Annotated in this window: 10 protein-coding genes; 1 reads left to right on the forward strand and 9 read right to left on the reverse strand. The window is 67.0% G+C overall.

Going from position 1 to position 15685, the window contains the following annotated elements; genetic code table 11:
- Window positions 1-172: 172 nt before the first annotated feature.
- From ACZY0R_RS01445 to ACZY0R_RS01485, 9 genes are all read right to left on the reverse strand, one after another.
- Window positions 173-1291, reverse strand: coding sequence for an acyltransferase family protein (locus ACZY0R_RS01445; protein ID WP_488856804.1), 1119 nt, complete (start codon window positions 1289-1291; stop codon window positions 173-175).
- A gap of 308 nt (window positions 1292-1599) precedes the next feature.
- On the reverse strand, window positions 1600-2052 hold the full coding sequence (locus ACZY0R_RS01450) for a hypothetical protein (protein ID WP_488859467.1): 453 nt from the start codon (window positions 2050-2052) through the stop codon (window positions 1600-1602).
- 73 nt (window positions 2053-2125) lie between these two features.
- Window positions 2126-3307 (reverse strand): MGDG synthase family glycosyltransferase, encoded by a 1182-nt coding sequence (locus ACZY0R_RS01455; protein WP_488856805.1) that lies wholly within the window; start codon window positions 3305-3307, stop codon window positions 2126-2128.
- A gap of 66 nt (window positions 3308-3373) precedes the next feature.
- Complete coding sequence (locus ACZY0R_RS01460) at window positions 3374-4207, reverse strand: YfaP family protein (RefSeq protein WP_488856806.1); 834 nt, start codon at window positions 4205-4207, stop codon at window positions 3374-3376.
- A gap of 72 nt (window positions 4208-4279) precedes the next feature.
- The gene (locus ACZY0R_RS01465; protein WP_488856807.1) at window positions 4280-5107 is read right to left on the reverse strand and encodes a YfaP family protein; all 828 of its coding nucleotides are present in this window, start codon (window positions 5105-5107) and stop codon (window positions 4280-4282) included.
- Entirely contained in the window at window positions 5104-6870 is a 1767-nt protein-coding gene (locus ACZY0R_RS01470) for a DUF2300 domain-containing protein (RefSeq protein ID WP_488856808.1), read from the reverse strand. Before ACZY0R_RS01470 ends, ACZY0R_RS01465 begins: the two co-directional genes overlap by 4 nt.
- 7 nt (window positions 6871-6877) lie before the next feature.
- Window positions 6878-11614 (reverse strand): alpha-2-macroglobulin family protein, encoded by a 4737-nt coding sequence (locus ACZY0R_RS01475; protein ID WP_488859468.1) that lies wholly within the window; start codon window positions 11612-11614, stop codon window positions 6878-6880.
- 20 nt (window positions 11615-11634) lie between these two features.
- Window positions 11635-12330 (reverse strand): DUF1175 domain-containing protein, encoded by a 696-nt coding sequence (locus ACZY0R_RS01480; protein WP_488856809.1) that lies wholly within the window; start codon window positions 12328-12330, stop codon window positions 11635-11637.
- Window positions 12330-14111: a DUF2138 family protein gene (locus tag ACZY0R_RS01485; protein ID WP_488856810.1), complete on the reverse strand. Its 1782-nt coding sequence runs from the start codon at window positions 14109-14111 to the stop codon at window positions 12330-12332. Before ACZY0R_RS01485 ends, ACZY0R_RS01480 begins: the two co-directional genes overlap by 1 nt.
- A 261-nt stretch (window positions 14112-14372) precedes the next feature.
- Between ACZY0R_RS01485 and ACZY0R_RS01490 the strand changes: the two genes are divergently transcribed.
- Window positions 14373-15311, forward strand: coding sequence for an amino acid ABC transporter substrate-binding protein (locus tag ACZY0R_RS01490; RefSeq protein WP_488856811.1), 939 nt, complete (start codon window positions 14373-14375; stop codon window positions 15309-15311).
- The last annotated feature ends 374 nt before the right edge of the window (window positions 15312-15685 follow it).

Here is a 15685-nt window from a genome sequence, read left to right on the forward strand (position 1 = left end):
TATCCCAATGCTAGTTTCTACCTTGTGTTGCATGCCGCACGATGGCGTGCCGCACCATCCGCGTGCGCGCGCGCCGCTCCGCTCGCCAGTTCATGGTGCACAGGCACCATGCAAAAGAAAAGCGGCACCCGGCCGCTGGGGCGGGGTGCCGCTAGGCTGTGATCGCGAGGGGTCAGGTCGACCGGTGCTGCCCGCCCTGCTGCCGCTGGGCCGGCTCCGCGCGCGCCGGCCACAAGGCCATGCGCAAGGCGCGCAGCGGGTCGGTACTCTCCACGTAACGGTGGAACACGGCGCCGGCAACGTTGCTCAACAGCCATGCCAGTATCATGCCCAGCGCATTGAGCAGCGGCCGATTCGGTGCAACGTGGAATACCACCGCGTTCACGACCAGGCATACCGGGAAATGCACCAGGAAGACCGAGTAAGAAATGCGCCCGAAAAATGCCAGGCTCGGGGCCTGCGGCCAGCGATCCAGCCACCCTCCGCGCCGCGCAACGGCCAGCAGCAGGGCGATGGATAGCGCCACGGCAATGCGCAGGCGGAAGTCCACGATCAGTGCCGCCAGCACCACTGCGCCCAGCACCAGCAACGCAACCGGCGAACGCTCCGGTGCGGAGGCCCAGAACGCCAGCGTGCCCATGCCATAGGCGCCGAAGAAGTAAAGCGCCCAGATATCCCAGGCCGCATCCCGGTTAAACCAGAACAGCGAAGCCACGACCAGCCCCGCCACCGCCAGCGGCCCGAGCGGGCTGCCGCCGACATCGAACCATTGCGCGCAGCGGCGCGCCGCCCATAGCGCAACAATCAGCAAGACGAACAGTTGCAGATCGATGGCCACGTACCAGACGCCGGCCGACAACGCGTCGAAGTCGAGCAAGTTGTGCAACAGCAGCACATGTGCCAGGATCTGATACAGGTCGGGGGCCGACGGAATGGAATCGTGATGCATCCAGGTGCGCGCAATGGCGGCACCGGCAATCGCAATCAGGATGGCCACGCTATAGGGGACCACCAGCTTCTGGTAGCGGCGCCAGATCGCCTGCAAGGGATGCGGCACCACCAGATGCCCGCCCGGCGCCAGGCTACGCGCCGCCAGGAAGCCGCTGATGACAAGAAACGCCTGAACGGCGATGCGCGCGTACTGCGAGAACCAGTCAAGGAGGTCGGGAGCCAGCACGTGCGCCGCATCGGACATGGGGCCGTAGAAGGCAAGATGGTGCAGCACGATCAGTTGGGAACTGACCGCCTTGAGAGCGTCAATGCACGCCATGCGCGAAGGACGGGGGCTCATTTGTTATAAGAATGCTACAAAGTACACAAGGAACGGATTTTACTCCTAAGAATCACGATCGGTACCGAAGCTGGCCAGGATGTAGCGTGACGAGATGTTTCAATGAGGTATAATCACCACATTTTTTCGAAAAATAGATATCTTCGCGTCACATTAATATGGCTTCGGCTTAGAAACCGTGGCCGATGCCTGCCGTCGCTCCGGCCAGTTTGTCCCGGCCAGGGCGTTCGGTGAACGCCGCCGCCTTGGCGGAATTTGCGCTGCAACGCGCAAGCGGCTTCGGCCTGATTCAGTTCGCGCTGCGCCGGCTAGCGGCGCGCCACCCGGCACGACTGCCAGAAAAGCACCGCCGCCGCCGCTAGCGAAACCCAGTAATCCGTCGGCGCGCCGGCCCACCAGTGAATATGCCAGGGCACGAAACCCGGTGAGAAGCGCGCCAGCCCGAACGCCGGGTTCAGCACGAACCACAGGAAGTCCTCGGCGATCCAGAACAGCATGATGCTGGCAATCACGCGCGCTTCGGCTCGCCAGTTCCAGCGTCCGCCGTAGACCAGCGGGAAATGGAAGAACAGTGCCACGCAAGGGAACACCCACGCGTGATAACCGGTCATCGGGCGGCCGCCCCAGAAGATATCCAGGAGCCAGTGGTGTTCGATGCGCCAGGTGGGCAGGTTTGCCGCCCAGCCCGCGGCCCCTTCAATCTGGATTTCCACATTGGCGAAGAAATACGCCAGCAGCAGCGTCCAGGCAACGGTAAGCATCAGCACCCGTGGATGTCGCGACGGGTAGGACTGCGCGCGCTGGTGCGAAGCCGAGAGATTCAGGGCGCGCATCTCAGCGTCCCGCCTGCGCCACACCCGCAGCCTGCCCGGTCAGTTGGCCGCACCGCTCCAGGTGCCCCAGCACGGTTTCCAGCACGCGGCGCGCCGCCGCCGGTCGCCCCAGCGCGCGGGCGCGCACGCGCATCTGATCGAGCCGCGCCGGCTCCGCCAGCAATAGCCGGACACGATATTCGAGCGACACGAGATCGACTGCCTTGAGCGCAGCGCCCTGCTCCAGCAGGTAATCGGCATTGCGCTCCTCCTGGCCGGGGATGGGCGCATTGACCACCATCGGCACACCCATCGCCAGGCATTCGGATGTGGTCAGGCCACCGGGCTTGGTGATGACCAGGTCGGAGCACGCCATCAGGCGCTCCACTTCGTTGGTGAAGCCAAAGGGAAAGAGCCGGGTGGGATACGCGGAAGCCAGTGTCTTGAGCCGCGCCAGCGCCGTCTCGTTGCGCCCGGCGAGCACGATCAGCTGGAAATCGTGATCCAGCCGCATCAGTGCATTGGCCACTTCGTCAAGGCCGCCCAGTCCTGCCCCACCACCCATCAGCATGATCGTGCGCCGGGCCGCATCGAGCCCGAAGTGCCGCGCGCAAGCCTGGCGGTCCTGCGGGTGGGAAAACGCCGGCACCACCGGGATGCCGGTGGTATGGACGCGGCCCGCCTCGATGCGATTGGCCCGCATGCGAAAGGCGATTTCCTCGCTGGCGGCGAAATAGCCCGTCATATTGGGAATCACCCACATGCCGTGCAGATCGAAATCGGTCACCTGCACCCACACCGGCACCGCCATCCGCAGCCGGCGTACCTCATGCATCAGGATCTCCGCGGGGAGGAAATGCGTGCAGACGATGGCATCCGGCGCAAATTCATCGATCGCGCGGCGCAGCGCGCGCGTGCTCAGTCGCTCGGCGGCGCGCCGCAGCTTCTGCATCGGCGCGGCCGGGTCGGCCTCGGAGGTGCGCTGGTATAGCATGCCCCACAAGGCCGGATAGCTATTGACCAGCTTGATGTAGAAATCGGTGTAGACCTTGCGGAAAGTGGCCGGGACGTACTCCATGACATCGAGGTGCAGCGTCTGCACTCCCGGAAATTCGGCTTCGGCGGTGAGGCGAAGCGCTTCGGCGGCGCGCATGTGGCCGGCGCCGGCGGAAACGCTGAGGAACAGGATCTTCTGCTGCGACATGTGAATTGTGATTTCCAGGAAAGATCCGGGCTGGCCGGGAATGTGAAGCCTGCGCCCGCAGCGGGATCACTTCATGACAAAGGACTTGATCAGGGTCAGCTCGCCGGGCTTGCGCATCGGCACCCGGAACACCTGCTGCTTTTCGTTGGGGGTGTTCTCGTCGGTGATCAACGCGACTTGCGCCACGGTGATGGCCTCCGGGCCGGCGCCGCTGCCATAGTAGTTGACGTAGACCAGATAGGTGCCGGGCGGCGGCGCGGCGATGGAATAGATCTCGGGCCCGTAACCTGTGGTGACATCGACGTCGAGCGCGCCGCCATTGGTGGCCACGCGGTTCGCATAGAACGTGTGCTGGCCATCGGGCGCCACCACATGCAGGTCCAGGTCGGTCTGATCGCTATCCCAGGACAGCACCACGCGCAGGCGCGGGCGTGTCTTGCCCTGGTAGCCGTCGTAGAACTGCACGCGCTTGCTGGCGCCCTGCGCGCTGCGGATTTCCACGCTGTTGCTGCCGCCGGAGAAGGCGTACGGCCGCGAGAAGCGGCCATCTTCCTCGACCCGCTGCGGCATGGCCACGCCGTTGACCACCAGGGTAGCAACCGATGAGCCGGCGCGGCGCCCGCCCGGCGACGGGCTCGTGGCCTCGCCCTCAGGCTTCGGCGCTGAACGGATGCGCCCGGCAATCATCGCGCTGGCGGCCTGTCCCGCCCGCGTGGAAACCGCCACAGCGGGGTAGTGGACTTCCTGCGTATAGGCCGAGGCCGCGGTGTCCCCGGCGGAATTGCGCCAGCCGTTGCGCGGCGTGGTGAACTCGATGGCATCGTCCGCGCGCGCGGCCCCCGCCAGCAGCAGCGCCGGCAGGGTCAGGCTGAAAATGGCTAACTTCGGCAAACGCTGCATATCCATGCTTCCTTACTGACGTTCTTTGCGGCTGTTTTTCCGCTCTTTTACTGACCGCGTGCCCGCTACTGCTCAGAACCGCACCAATTTCATAAGCGCCAGCTCGCCCAGCTTGCGCAGCGGCACCACGAGCGTTTCACGCTTTTCGTTGAGCGTGTTCTCGTTGTAGATCAGCGTGAGCTTGGCGGTGATCAGGTCGCGCTCGTTCGCGCCCTTCTCGAAGTTGTAGCCGGCGGCATTGAAATTGCCCCAGTAGTTCACATAGAACAACCACACGCCGGGACGCGGCGCCGCGCTCGAAAAAATCTCCGGTCCCGCGCCATCCACACTGTCCACGTCCAGCCCGCCGCCCTCCGGCAAGAGCGGGTTGGCAAAGAAGGCATGGCCGCCGTCCGGCGAAATCACATGCAGGTCGACCTCTGCCTTGGGATCGTCCCAGGTCAGCACGGCGCGTAGCTTGGCCTGGGTCTTGGTGGCATCGGCCTCGTAGAACTGCAAGCGCTGGTGCGAAGCGCCATCGGCAGACACGATCTCCACGCTGTTGGAGCCGCGCCCGAAGGCCCAGGGCCGCGCGAAGCGCCCCTGCTCGTCGGTATATAGCGGCATGGCGGTGCCGTTGACGACCAGGGTGGGCGGCTTGCGGTCGGCCTTGCCGACCTTGCGCAGGCGTCCTTCGATGAGCGTGCGGTACTTTTGCGCGCCCCGGTCCACCGGCGGCTTGGGATAGGCGGCGGTGTAGCGTTCGAGTTCGCTGGACAGGCCACCGTGGCGCCAGCCGCCGACCGGACCTTCGAGATCGGCGACCGGCTCGGCCGCCACGGCCAGCGGTGCTGCGGCGCAGGCCAGGGCCAGCGCGCCACGGCGCCAGTTGCAGATGCATTTGCGGGTGGGTTTCATCATGGATTCTGCGTACGTACCAGCTTGCGCGCCAGGGTTTCGACAAAGCCTTCGTCCTGCCCGCGAGGGTGGCGGGAGAACGCAAGATGGAGATATTCGTGGGCCAGCGCAATGCGATCGTCCTCACTGGCAAGCCGATGGATATAGAGCCGGTTGCGGCGGGCATCGGCATAAGGGCGGCCTTCGCGCACTTCGCACATGGCAGGCAGCGGCGGGGCTTCGTAGCCCGGCTCCGCCGCGAGCCGGCGCTCCCACTGGGGCGCGCGCTGGGCCAGCCATTGCCGCGCATTGGCCACCGCCAGGCAGTCTCCGGCCACCGGGCTCTGGAACGAGGTCAGCGTGGCCTGTGGCCACCAGCGTGCCAGGATGGCGTCGAATGCCTGGCCCTGCCCGGCAGCGCGCCGGGCCTCCAGCCAGGCCATGCGCCCCTGACCGCCCGCATCATGGTGGTAGCGCACCGCGACGCCGGACAGCACCAGCGCATCGGTCAGGTCGGCGGCGCGCCGCGCCGCCGCGGTGGGCGCGCGCGCCAGCACGCGCTGGGTGCGGCTGCTGTCGGCGATATGGAAGCAGCCTTGCTCGCGCGTGGCCTGCTGGATCAGGTAGCTGCGCGCGGCCACCGCCAGCGCGCGGGCGGCCTCGGGTTCGGTGGTGTCGCCCTCGCGCTCGACCACCCGCGCCACATAGGCGTTGAGCCCGAAGCGGCCCAGCACGCGCGGCGCGGCGCCGGGCGTGCGCATCAGCGTCAGCTCGCCCCGGCTTTCGACGCGCAGGCTGTTGCCGTTGGTGAATTCGGCGCGGAAGGTGCCGTTGAGCGGGCCATCCGGCAGGGCTTGCCGCTTTGCCCCGGCGCCAACGGCTTGCAGATCGCGCAGCGGGTAGCGCTCGAACATGTCGACCAGCACACAAGCTCCGTCATCGGGCACCGGCACGGATGCCAGCAGTGGCTGCAGGTGCGGCGCGGCACGGCGCAGCACGTTGGCGCTGGCGCCGGAGCCGCCCAGCCAGACGGGGCTGCCATCGGCCAGCCAGCCAGCGGCGCCGCCGATGGACGCGCCCGGCCGCGCGGGATCGGGCATGGTCCAGGTCTTGGCGCGCAGCAGGCTGCCATAGGTGGCCAGCGTGCCTTCCCCGCGCCCCACGGTCAGCACGGAGACCAGGGTGGCGGCGGCGGCCTGTTGCGCGGCCGGCGGGACCGCATGCAACCCGGCCAGCAGATCGGCCACGGGCACCTTGCGCTCAGGCTGCATCGCCTGCATGTCCTGCAGCCACGCCGGCGCACCGGCCTCCTTCCAGAAACGGCGCCAGTCAGTACCGGACAAACCCAGCCGGCGTGGTTCGAAATAGCGTCCGCAGGACTGGATCAGCGCGCGTTCGCGATCAATGCTCTGCCCGGCCGTGCAGCAGTAAGCCTCCTCCGGATCGCCGCCGCGGCAGGTGTAATCGTCTGAAGGCTTGTCGCGGCCCACCAGGTAGCTGTATACGAACAGCTTCCACACGCTGCCCAGCGGCGCCTGCAAGCTCGCGGACAGCGGCGCGGGCGCTGCTGCGGCGTTGCCGTCGAGACGGAACAACTGGGCCTCGGCACCGGCGAGGCGCGCGAAACGCAGGGGCTCGCCCGCGCCGGGCCGGGCGGATGCCGGCGCTGCGGCCAGCGCAGTCCCGGCGCACGCCGCGCCCAGCGCGACGAGTGCCGCCACGCGCCGCCCCCGGCGGCACGCCGCATAAGCAGCCCGGGCTGTCGCCTTGCGCACCGCCCCGCTCATGCCGGCCTCACTCCACCGTCAGGGGGAAGCCGGCCGTCTTGCCATCGCCTTGCAGGGCCTTGGCATCCGGCTGGTACATGCGGAAATAGCGCACCGGCGGCAGGTTGAACTTGCCCGGCAGCGAGAAACGCACCAGTTGGCGCAGCACCACCGGGCGCTCCAGCGAGACCACCGGCTGGTGATAGGACAGCATGCCCATCTCGTAAGTGACAGCGCGCTGGAACGGCTGCAGGCCTGTGGCCTTGTTGTCCGGATCCGGCAGCCCCTCGATGCGCAGGCCCCAGGTCGTGCCTTCGACCTCGCCGCCCGGCGGCAGCGGCGCCTCTACCAGGCCGTAGCGGAACGTGCCCTGGCGCGGGCTCAGTACGATCTCATCGACATAGAGCGTATTGCTGTCGAGTTTGTCGCCCGGCTTGACCGGCTTGGCCGAGAAGGCCAGGCCAGCCGTACCCGCGGCGGCTGCCTCGGCTTGCTTGCCCTCTTTCGCGGCGCCATCGCTGGTGGGTACCAGGCGATAGAGCTTGCGTTCGATGCCGACAGGCAAGCGCGAGGCTTCCTGGGCACGGCTGCGGTAGGACAGCACCGCATTTGTATTGAACGATTGCGATGCCGCTTCCATGTTCTGCGGCACGGCGAGGGCCAGCGTCTCGGGCAGTTGCGGCCCGTTCCAGCGCCATTCCGGCAGGCCTAGCTGGCTACGTGCGGCCTTCCAGTTGCCCTGTGGCACCCGCAGCGCGGGATCGCTTTCGCCGGCCAGGCCACGGCCCAGGCCGCCGCCAAGGGCTTTGTTGAGCCAGACCAGCGTCACCGCCCGGTCGATGGTGGGCGAGGCGGCACCGGCGCGCGACAGCAGCGCCTGCACGTCGGAGGTGGCTGCGCCCTTGCCGGCCATCAGAAGCAGGCTCTGCACCAGCGGCGACGGGTCGTTAGCCAGAGCCTGGCGCGCGGCGTCTGCCGCGCCGGCCAGGCCTTCCGGCATCGGCTGGCCGATCTGCTTGTAAAGCTGCGCCGCCAGCACGGCCGCCACGCGGCGGCCTTGCAGCGAATCCGGCGCAGCGAAGACCAGGCTTTCGCCCGCCGCGGCACCGGGCACATCGGCACCGGGACGCGCCAGCTCACCGGCCAAACCGCCGAGCTGCGTGGCGACCGGCAGGCCCATCTCGTTGATGAACCAGAGTGCAAGCGTGCGATGCAGCAGCGGCTCCTTCATGGCCTGCTTGTAGGCTTCCAGCGTGCGCTTCCAGTGATCGGGCGGCAGGCTGATGCCCACGGCACGCGTTGCCAGCCAGTCGGCGTAGTAGGCATAGGCCGTCAGCAGCGCGCTATTGCCCACCGTATCGCCCCACCAGCCAAACTGGCCATTGACACCGGCCAGCAGCGCCAGGCGCTGGCGCTGGGTGCGCAGCAGCGCATCGATGCCCTGCGTGCCGCCGCCGGTGTCGGCGCCTGTGGCCGCAAGGCTGCGCTGCGCCAAAGCCAGCGGGATCAGCCGGCTGGCCGTCTGCTCGGTGCAGCCGTAGGGATAGGCCAGCAGATCGTCGGCCACGCGGGCGAACTGGCTGGCGGCGCCATCCACGAAGCGCAGGCGTACGTCCTGCGCATCCGCCGGCAGCTTGAACGCGGCGTTGGCGCCGGCCAGCGGCAACGTCAGCTCTCGCTGCGAGAGCCAGCCGGTGGGCTCGACCGTGAGCGTCGTCTGCAAGCGATCCACCGTCTTGCCCTGCACCTTGATCTCGGCATTGACCACGCCGCTCTGCAAGGCGCTTTGCGAGACCGGCAGGCGCACGTAGTTGGCGCCACGCTTGAGCGCCACGCTCTGGTTGACGTTCAGGCCGGCGCCGATCACCACGAGATCCGCCGCCACTTCCTGCTCGCCCTGGTTGAAGGCCACCATGTCGATGCGCGGGGCGTCCTCGGCACGGTAGCGCTGCGGCCCGGTCCACTTCAGATACAGGCCCTTGTCGGAACGGATGCTGGCGGTGCGCTGCCCGACCATGCCATCGCCCGACATGGCACGCACCGTGACGCGCCAGCGGGTCAGCGAATCGGGCATGGTGAAGCTCATGCGCGTCCGCCCGTCGGCGCCCGTGCGCAAGCTGGCCTCCCACGCAGCGGTGTCCCTCTCATCGCGGCGCGGGCGCTCCAGCACCTTCACGCCCCGCTCGTTGTAGCGGCCCCGCTCCGGCCCGCCCGCACCCGGCTGGGCCGAGACGGCAAGGTCGTAGCCGATGAAATTCAGGCTGGACGTGGTGCGCACGCTGTTGCGACGCGGATGGTAGAAAAAGTCGACGATGCTCGGCGCGATCTCCGGCTGCAGCACATAGACCATCTCGTCGACCACGCTGACGGTGAGATTGGCCGGCACGGGCTTGCCGTTGAAGGCGCTCGTCAGGTCCAGCGTGACAGTTTCGCCAGGGGCGTAGACAGGCTTGTCGCTCTTGACCGTCAGTTCGATGGTGGGTTGCACCACGGCAATGCCGGCGTTCTGGAACACATAATCGCCGTCCTTCACGTACAGCACGGAGAACGTCATGTTGGGGCTGAAATCGTTGCCCACCTTGATGCGCGCGCGCCACTGCTTGTCGGTGGCCTTCTCCAGCGAAAGCCAGTCGCCGCCCCTGGACAGCAGGCCGCGCCGCTCCACCCGGTCGCGCTCTAGCGTCAGCAAGGCGTCTTCCACGGCGAGCGGAAAGGTCACCAGCGCCTCGGCGGTGTCGCCGATGCGGTAGCGGTCGCGATCGAACACGATCTCGATATTGCCCGGCACGGTCTGCAGGCCCTCGCCCGCCACCCAGTGGCTGGCGGCAGCCAGCAGGTTGCCGGCGCCATCCTTGACGGAGAGCGTGTACGACCCCGGCTGCTCGAACTTGACCGGGAACGCCAGTGCGCCGTTTGCGGCGGCGCTGAGCGCGCCCTCGCTGCGGGTGCGCGACTCGAGCCGCACCAGTTCCCATTTGGCGGGGGCCTGCGCCAATGCCTGACCAGTAGCCGCAAGCGCCTGCAACTGGAAGGTCACGCTCTGGCCGGGGTTGGTGAAATTGGCTGGCGCGGTCAGCTTGTACGGCGTGGCGCCGCGCGCGATCAGCAGTTCGCGCGTGACCTTGACCCGATAGGCCGCACCGTCGTTGGCAAATACCGTGACCACGTAACGACTCGGATCCTTGGCCGCGGGCAGGGTCAGCGCGGCATTGCCGCTGCCGTCGGTGGTCAGTTCCTGCTGCTCCAGCTTGACCGGGAACAGGCCGGCGTACTGCAGCTCGCCCTCCACCATCGTCACCTGCTGCGCGCGCAGGCTGACAGACAGCCTGGCATCCTTGACGGGCTTGCCGTCCGGATAGCGCAACTGGATCTTGCCCTTGACCGCCTCGCCAGTGGCATAGTCGGCCTTGTCCAGTGCGAGATTGACATCGAAATGCGGCTTGATGTATTCGGCCACGCGGAAAGCGCCGCCGTAGGTGTTGCCACCGTAGTCGAAGCGCAGCGTATAGCCGCCGGCTAGTGCATTGGCCGGCAGCGTGAAGCGCGCGTCGGCGCCATTGTCGGCCGCCAGCGCGGTACCGACCGAAGCCAGTGGCGCGCCATTGGGGTCCAGCACCTCCAGCTTGATATCGCCCGCCGCGGCCGGCGCCGACTCGGTGGCGTTGCGGAAATTGCGCCCGATGAACTTGACCCGGACCTCGTCACCGGGGCGGTATAGCGGCCGGTCGGTGAAAGCGTACAGCTTGGTGTTGTAGATCTCGCTGTCGTAGTAGAAGTTTTCCGAGATAAAGGCGCCGCCGGCCGGGTCCACGCCCAGCAGGTAGCTTCGCTCCGGGCTGGTGTGGGCCAGTTCCGCCGCGCCGTCGGCGCCGGTGGTGGCGCTCTGCAGCACGCCCAGGCCATCGGTCCAGGACAGGCTGGCGCCAGCAACGGGACGCCCGCTCTTGCGGTGCGCGGCCCAGACCAGCATGCCGTTGCCCGTGCTCTTGGTGATGGCCACGGTGTCGGAGACGAACAGCAGCGTGTGGGCGCGGTAAGTGCCGATAATGGCTTCGACGATATACAGGCCCGGCTTGAGCTTGCCCAGCGGCACCATGACATTGCCGGCGTCGCGCGGCAGGAACTCGCTGCTGCTGCCTTCGAGCTTGACGTCCTTCGGCGGCTGGATCTCCCTGGCATCCCAGATCGGGTAGCGGAAACGCTCGACCACGTCGTAGCCCTTGAGCGGCTCATACTGCGGATTGTTCTCGAAGCGGGTGGGCTGGGAGATCTGCTCGCCCATGCTGAACTGCGGGGATTCCTCCACCGCCTTGCTGCGGGTGGCGAACGACAGCACGCGCTGCCATGCGCGGCGCGCCTGCTTGTACCAGCTATCCCAGAGGTAGGACAGGGTGTTGGCCAGCCCTTCTCCACGGTAATTCGCCTTGACGTCAATGCGGTGGAGGTTCTTTTGCGCCTTCAGGAAGGCAATCGGATCCGCGACCCGGTACACCAGGACATCGGCGCCACCGTAGCGTTGCAGCTCGCTCTTGTATTCGCGCCCCGGCGCTTCCAGCCGTACCTGCGCGGTCTGGTCACTGCCGAAACTGGCGTCCGACAGCAGGAAGAATGGCTGCCCCTGGAAGGCGCTGTAGCCGCTGGACGGCACCGTATCTAGCGTGGCGCCGGGCTGCCCGGCGGCGGCGGCCGCATGGGCGCCGGCCAGCAGGGCAAGCGCCAGCAGCATGCGGGCAATCACGGAATTCAGGAACGCGCTCGCGCGCATCATGACGACAGGCATCGTCTTTACCTCGACAAAAAGGCGAAACGGAATACGCCGATGAAATTGGGATTGCCGTCCTGCGGCTGCCAGCGCGAATCGTTCCATTGCATCAGACGGGAAAGGGTGACGGCACGCAGGCCGTTATCGGTACTGGTCACGGTGCCGGTGTGGTAGGCCAGGTACTGGCCCATCCAGATCATCAGGTGCTGTTCGTCGCCTTGGTCGTAGAAAAGCAGGTCGCCGGGCTGGGCCAGGTTGACGTTCCGGGCAACGAAGCGGCTATTGCCCTGCACCAGCGCAAGGGCCGAGGCATAAGCCCCTGTAGTGCCGTCGGCGCGGGTCCAGCGCTGGCCAAGCGTTCGCTGGCCCGGGCTCAGGCTCAGCTCAGGCGGCAACTGGCGTGCCGAAGCACCGCCTTGCATACCGTTGGCATGCAGCCAGCGTGCGTCATGCACCTTGAGCGCCTCGCCCACGGCAAAGCGCACTAGACCCGCGCAATCGCGCTGGTACCAGCGTGGGGTCGGGCCCTGGCGCAATTGCTCGCCGACGATGCGTACGAACCATGCGCGAAACGCCGCCGACTGCGTGACATCGAGCGAGTCCGCCTCGGGCGTGCCGGCGTCCAGGCCCGACAAGGCCCAGGCGCGACCGCTGCCAGCCAGCGGCAAGCCAGCCACCAGCGCCGCCAGCATTGCGCGGCGGCCTCGGCTTACAGCCATCACTGTGCGGCCTCTTGCGCCGACAGGGTGCCCGACGGGACCCCGGCCAGCACGCCGCGCGGCGGCACGCCTGCCTGTTGCCAGTTCACCGGCACCCATCCACGTCCGGACGGCAGGCTGTCGGCCAGCACCAGTGACATGGCCGGGTAGGCCCCCAGCGCCTTCAGCTTGGGGAACAGATGCGCGCGCGCGGCGTTCAGGAACAAGGCCTCCTGGTCCGCGGGCAATGCCTTCGTGGCCTCGCGCCGCACCAGGGGTGCCAGCGCCGAAGGGGTGAAGCTCAGCACGGTGCGAGCCTGCTGGCCGCGCTGCATGGTGTCGGCCACCGCCGGAAAGCGTTTGCCCTGCACCGCCAGCGCATCGTCGACCAGCGCGCCGTCAGGCGAGAACAGCACGGTATTGCCGGCCAGCACCAGCGTCACGGGGAAATAGGCGCCCGCCGACAACTGGGCCGCGAACGGCGCACCCTTGGCCTCGCGCGTGCCGTAAGGCGAGCTGACCGCGCGCGACCAGAGCACGGCCCCGCCAGCGCCCTCGCGGTTCTGCACCGGCAGCCGCGCGTACGCGCCCTTCTCGCCACCGGCATTGGGCTCGTAGGCGCCGATCACCTGCCCGAACAGACTCGCGAGTACCGGGCGCAACGTGGCGGCGGCGTCAGCCGACTTGATCCGCGCGACGAACAAAGGCGCCACCAGCGCCGACTTGCTGTACCAGCACACCGCGGCCGGGCCGTCGAAGGCCTGCCCCACCTGCGTTGCCAGCTCCTCCTTGCCGTCACTGACCTTTTGCAACATCTTGCCGGCGGCCTGCCAGTCGACTGGCAGCGTGGCGCAAGCGGCAGGGTCGGCCGGCAAGGCCTTCCAGAGTTCGGCCGTGTTCCACTGGCCGGGCAGGCGCGCGCCGTCTACCAGCACCGCGCTGCGCCAGACGGCATCGTCGGTTCCAGCCTTGGGGTCGGCGCCGGCAAGATCGAAGCGCAGCGCTTCGATGCCTGAAAAGAAGGCCTGGTAGCCGAACGAGAGGTAGTTCGCCCCCACCACCACACGGTGGCCCTTGGGCGGACCCTTGGCGGCATCCAGCGCGAACGATTGCAGCGGGGCCTCGCGGGCGCCGGCGTCGTCGGACAGCCAGGCGGCCACTGCCTTGGCGCGGGCCGCGATCGGCTTGCTCTCGGCGTCCAGCAACATGCCTGCTTCGGACAAGATCACCAGCCGGTCGCCCTTGCCCGCCAGCAGCAGACTGCGCGCCGGCCCGATCCGCAGCGCGTACAGCGGCGTGCCGTCGATTTCGCCGGCGCGGCTCAGTTGCGTGTCGGCCGGGGCGATGGTGCCCAGAGTCTGCAGCACCTTGGCCAGCCCGTTGCGCTCCATCGACAGCGCCCAGTAGCGCAAGGTGCCATCGGCGCCGCGCCACGCCATGAGCCGGCCCGGTTCGTCGAACACGCGCTTGAGCAATGCGTCGCTCCAGTCCAGCTCGTGTTCGAAGGCAATGCGGCGCAAGGCGCCGGCAGCGGACAGACGGCCTTCGTTGTCTTCGTAGTAATTGACGAAATCTTCAGTGAGCACGTCCCGCAACAACGGCACGCGCAGCATGTCGCGCGGCAGGCTGGACAGGCTTTCGCTGTCGGCCAGCGCGTCCGGGCGGCTGAAATCAAGCTCAAGCTGGCGCGGCTGCCCCTTCCAGGCGCGGCCGAAAGGGTGCCAGACCAGTTGCACCGCGACACCCGCGGCTACTGCCAGCGCAACAGCACCCAGCGCGATCTTCTTGCGCGAAATAGTCATGATTCCCTTCGCTATCGTGATCACTGCACGTCACAGACGCAGCGAACTCGGTAGCGTACCGCGCACATCCAGTCCGCCGCAACCCGACGAACGTGAAATTTTGTGAAACCGCGCCAGGCGCTGCGCGCGCCGGGAAGCCGCTCATCCGCGGCATCGCATTGCCTCTGGCTGATCTCCAGGCGGATATTTGCTAATGACGAAGATGTACTTTGCCTCGCAAGGCCTCAGGCGTAGCCTTGCGATTTTTGAAATATTCGACATATGTTTCCGTTTTCCACTTTGACCAGCGCCGGCGCATCGCGCGCCTCACATCTGCTGGTCAAGCTAGTCTTCGCCGCGGCTGCCGCGCTGTCGTTTTCCGCCCCTCAGGCAGCCCAGGCGCAAAGCCCGGTACTGGACAAGATTCGCAATACCGGCACGATCGTGCTTGGCTACCGGGAATCGGCCCTGCCCTTCTCCTTCGCCGACGACAAGGGCGAGCCTGCGGGCTACGCGGTGGACTTGTGCCTGCGCGCCGCCGAAGCCGCGCGCGTGAAGCTTGGTCTGAAGACGATCAAGGTGCGCTGGATGCCGCTCACGCCGCAGAACCGCATCCCGGCCGTGGTCAACGGACTGGTGGATCTGGACTGCGCGCCCAATACAAATTCGCTGGAGCGCCAGAAGCAGGTAGCTTTCAGCGTCTCCCATTACATCTCCACGGTACGCATGCTGGTGCGCGCGGACTCCGGCATCCAGTCATTCGATGACCTGCGCGGAAAGAACGTGGTAACGAGCGCCGGCTCCACCGGCGACCGCCACGTGCGCCGCCTGAAGAACCAGTATGGTTACCACGACATCTACGCCAAGGATCATGGCGAGTCCTTCCTGCTGCTCGAATCCGGCCGCGCCCAGGCATTTGTGATGGACGACGTGTTGCTGTCGGGGCTGCGCGCCCGTGCCAAGGACCCGGCGCAATTCGTAATCGTGGGTCCCGCCCTGTCGGTCGAGCAGAATGCGTTGATGATGTCCAAGGCGGACCCGGAATGGAAGCAACTCGTCGACCAGACCCTCGCGTCGGTATTCGCCGGCCCGCAGGTCGTTGCCTTGCAGAAGCAATGGTTCCAGCAGCCGATCGGCGCGCGCAATATCAATCTTGCACTGGCGCCGAGCACGCAGGTGCGGGATGCATGGAAACACCCTTCGGACGTCGCCACGGAATAAATCCTGACGACGCATCGAAAGCCTCCGCGGCCGCCAGGCTCCCGGGGGCTTTTTTTTTCGCAGTTGTCGGCGTGCGCCTGGCGCCCAACGGAACCGAACTCGCAACAGTGCGCGCCGACAGCCGCCAAAGTGCTCAACAATTCATATTCGTCGGTAACCGTCAAGCAAGTCTTGCCGACAAAGGCAATAGCGGCTTTCCATAAGTCAGCACCAAGCTGTGCATTTCACAATACAGCACGTGTTGACAGCCGGGCGAAATGTTGGCGACACTGGGACCAGGCGGACAAACCCGGCACGGTGCCTGGCCCTTGGCAAGGCCACCTTTCCCCGTCAGTTTCCGCGTATTCGAACCGCCGGAAGGCGGCATTTTCCAG

It is taken from the genome of Cupriavidus sp. F041, from assembly GCF_057814235.1.

Excerpts from the sequence above, each read along its gene's own strand:
- ACZY0R_RS01455 (WP_488856805.1), bottom strand. The coding sequence starts at position 3,307 with ATGTCGCAGCAGAAGATCCTGTTCCTCAGCGTTTCCGCCGGCGCCGGC.
- ACZY0R_RS01475 (WP_488859468.1), bottom strand. The coding sequence starts at position 11,614 with ATGCGCGCGAGCGCGTTCCTGAATTCCGTGATTGCCCGCATGCTGCTG.
- ACZY0R_RS01490 (WP_488856811.1), top strand. The coding sequence starts at position 14,373 with ATGTTTCCGTTTTCCACTTTGACCAGCGCCGGCGCATCGCGCGCCTCA.
- ACZY0R_RS01485 (WP_488856810.1), bottom strand. The coding sequence starts at position 14,111 with ATGACTATTTCGCGCAAGAAGATCGCGCTGGGTGCTGTTGCGCTGGCA.
- ACZY0R_RS01450 (WP_488859467.1), bottom strand. The coding sequence starts at position 2,052 with ATGCTTACCGTTGCCTGGACGCTGCTGCTGGCGTATTTCTTCGCCAAT.
- ACZY0R_RS01465 (WP_488856807.1), bottom strand. The coding sequence starts at position 5,107 with ATGATGAAACCCACCCGCAAATGCATCTGCAACTGGCGCCGTGGCGCG.
- ACZY0R_RS01480 (WP_488856809.1), bottom strand. The coding sequence starts at position 12,330 with ATGGCTGTAAGCCGAGGCCGCCGCGCAATGCTGGCGGCGCTGGTGGCT.
- ACZY0R_RS01470 (WP_488856808.1), bottom strand. The coding sequence starts at position 6,870 with ATGAGCGGGGCGGTGCGCAAGGCGACAGCCCGGGCTGCTTATGCGGCG.
- ACZY0R_RS01445 (WP_488856804.1), bottom strand. The coding sequence starts at position 1,291 with ATGAGCCCCCGTCCTTCGCGCATGGCGTGCATTGACGCTCTCAAGGCG.
- ACZY0R_RS01460 (WP_488856806.1), bottom strand. The coding sequence starts at position 4,207 with ATGCAGCGTTTGCCGAAGTTAGCCATTTTCAGCCTGACCCTGCCGGCG.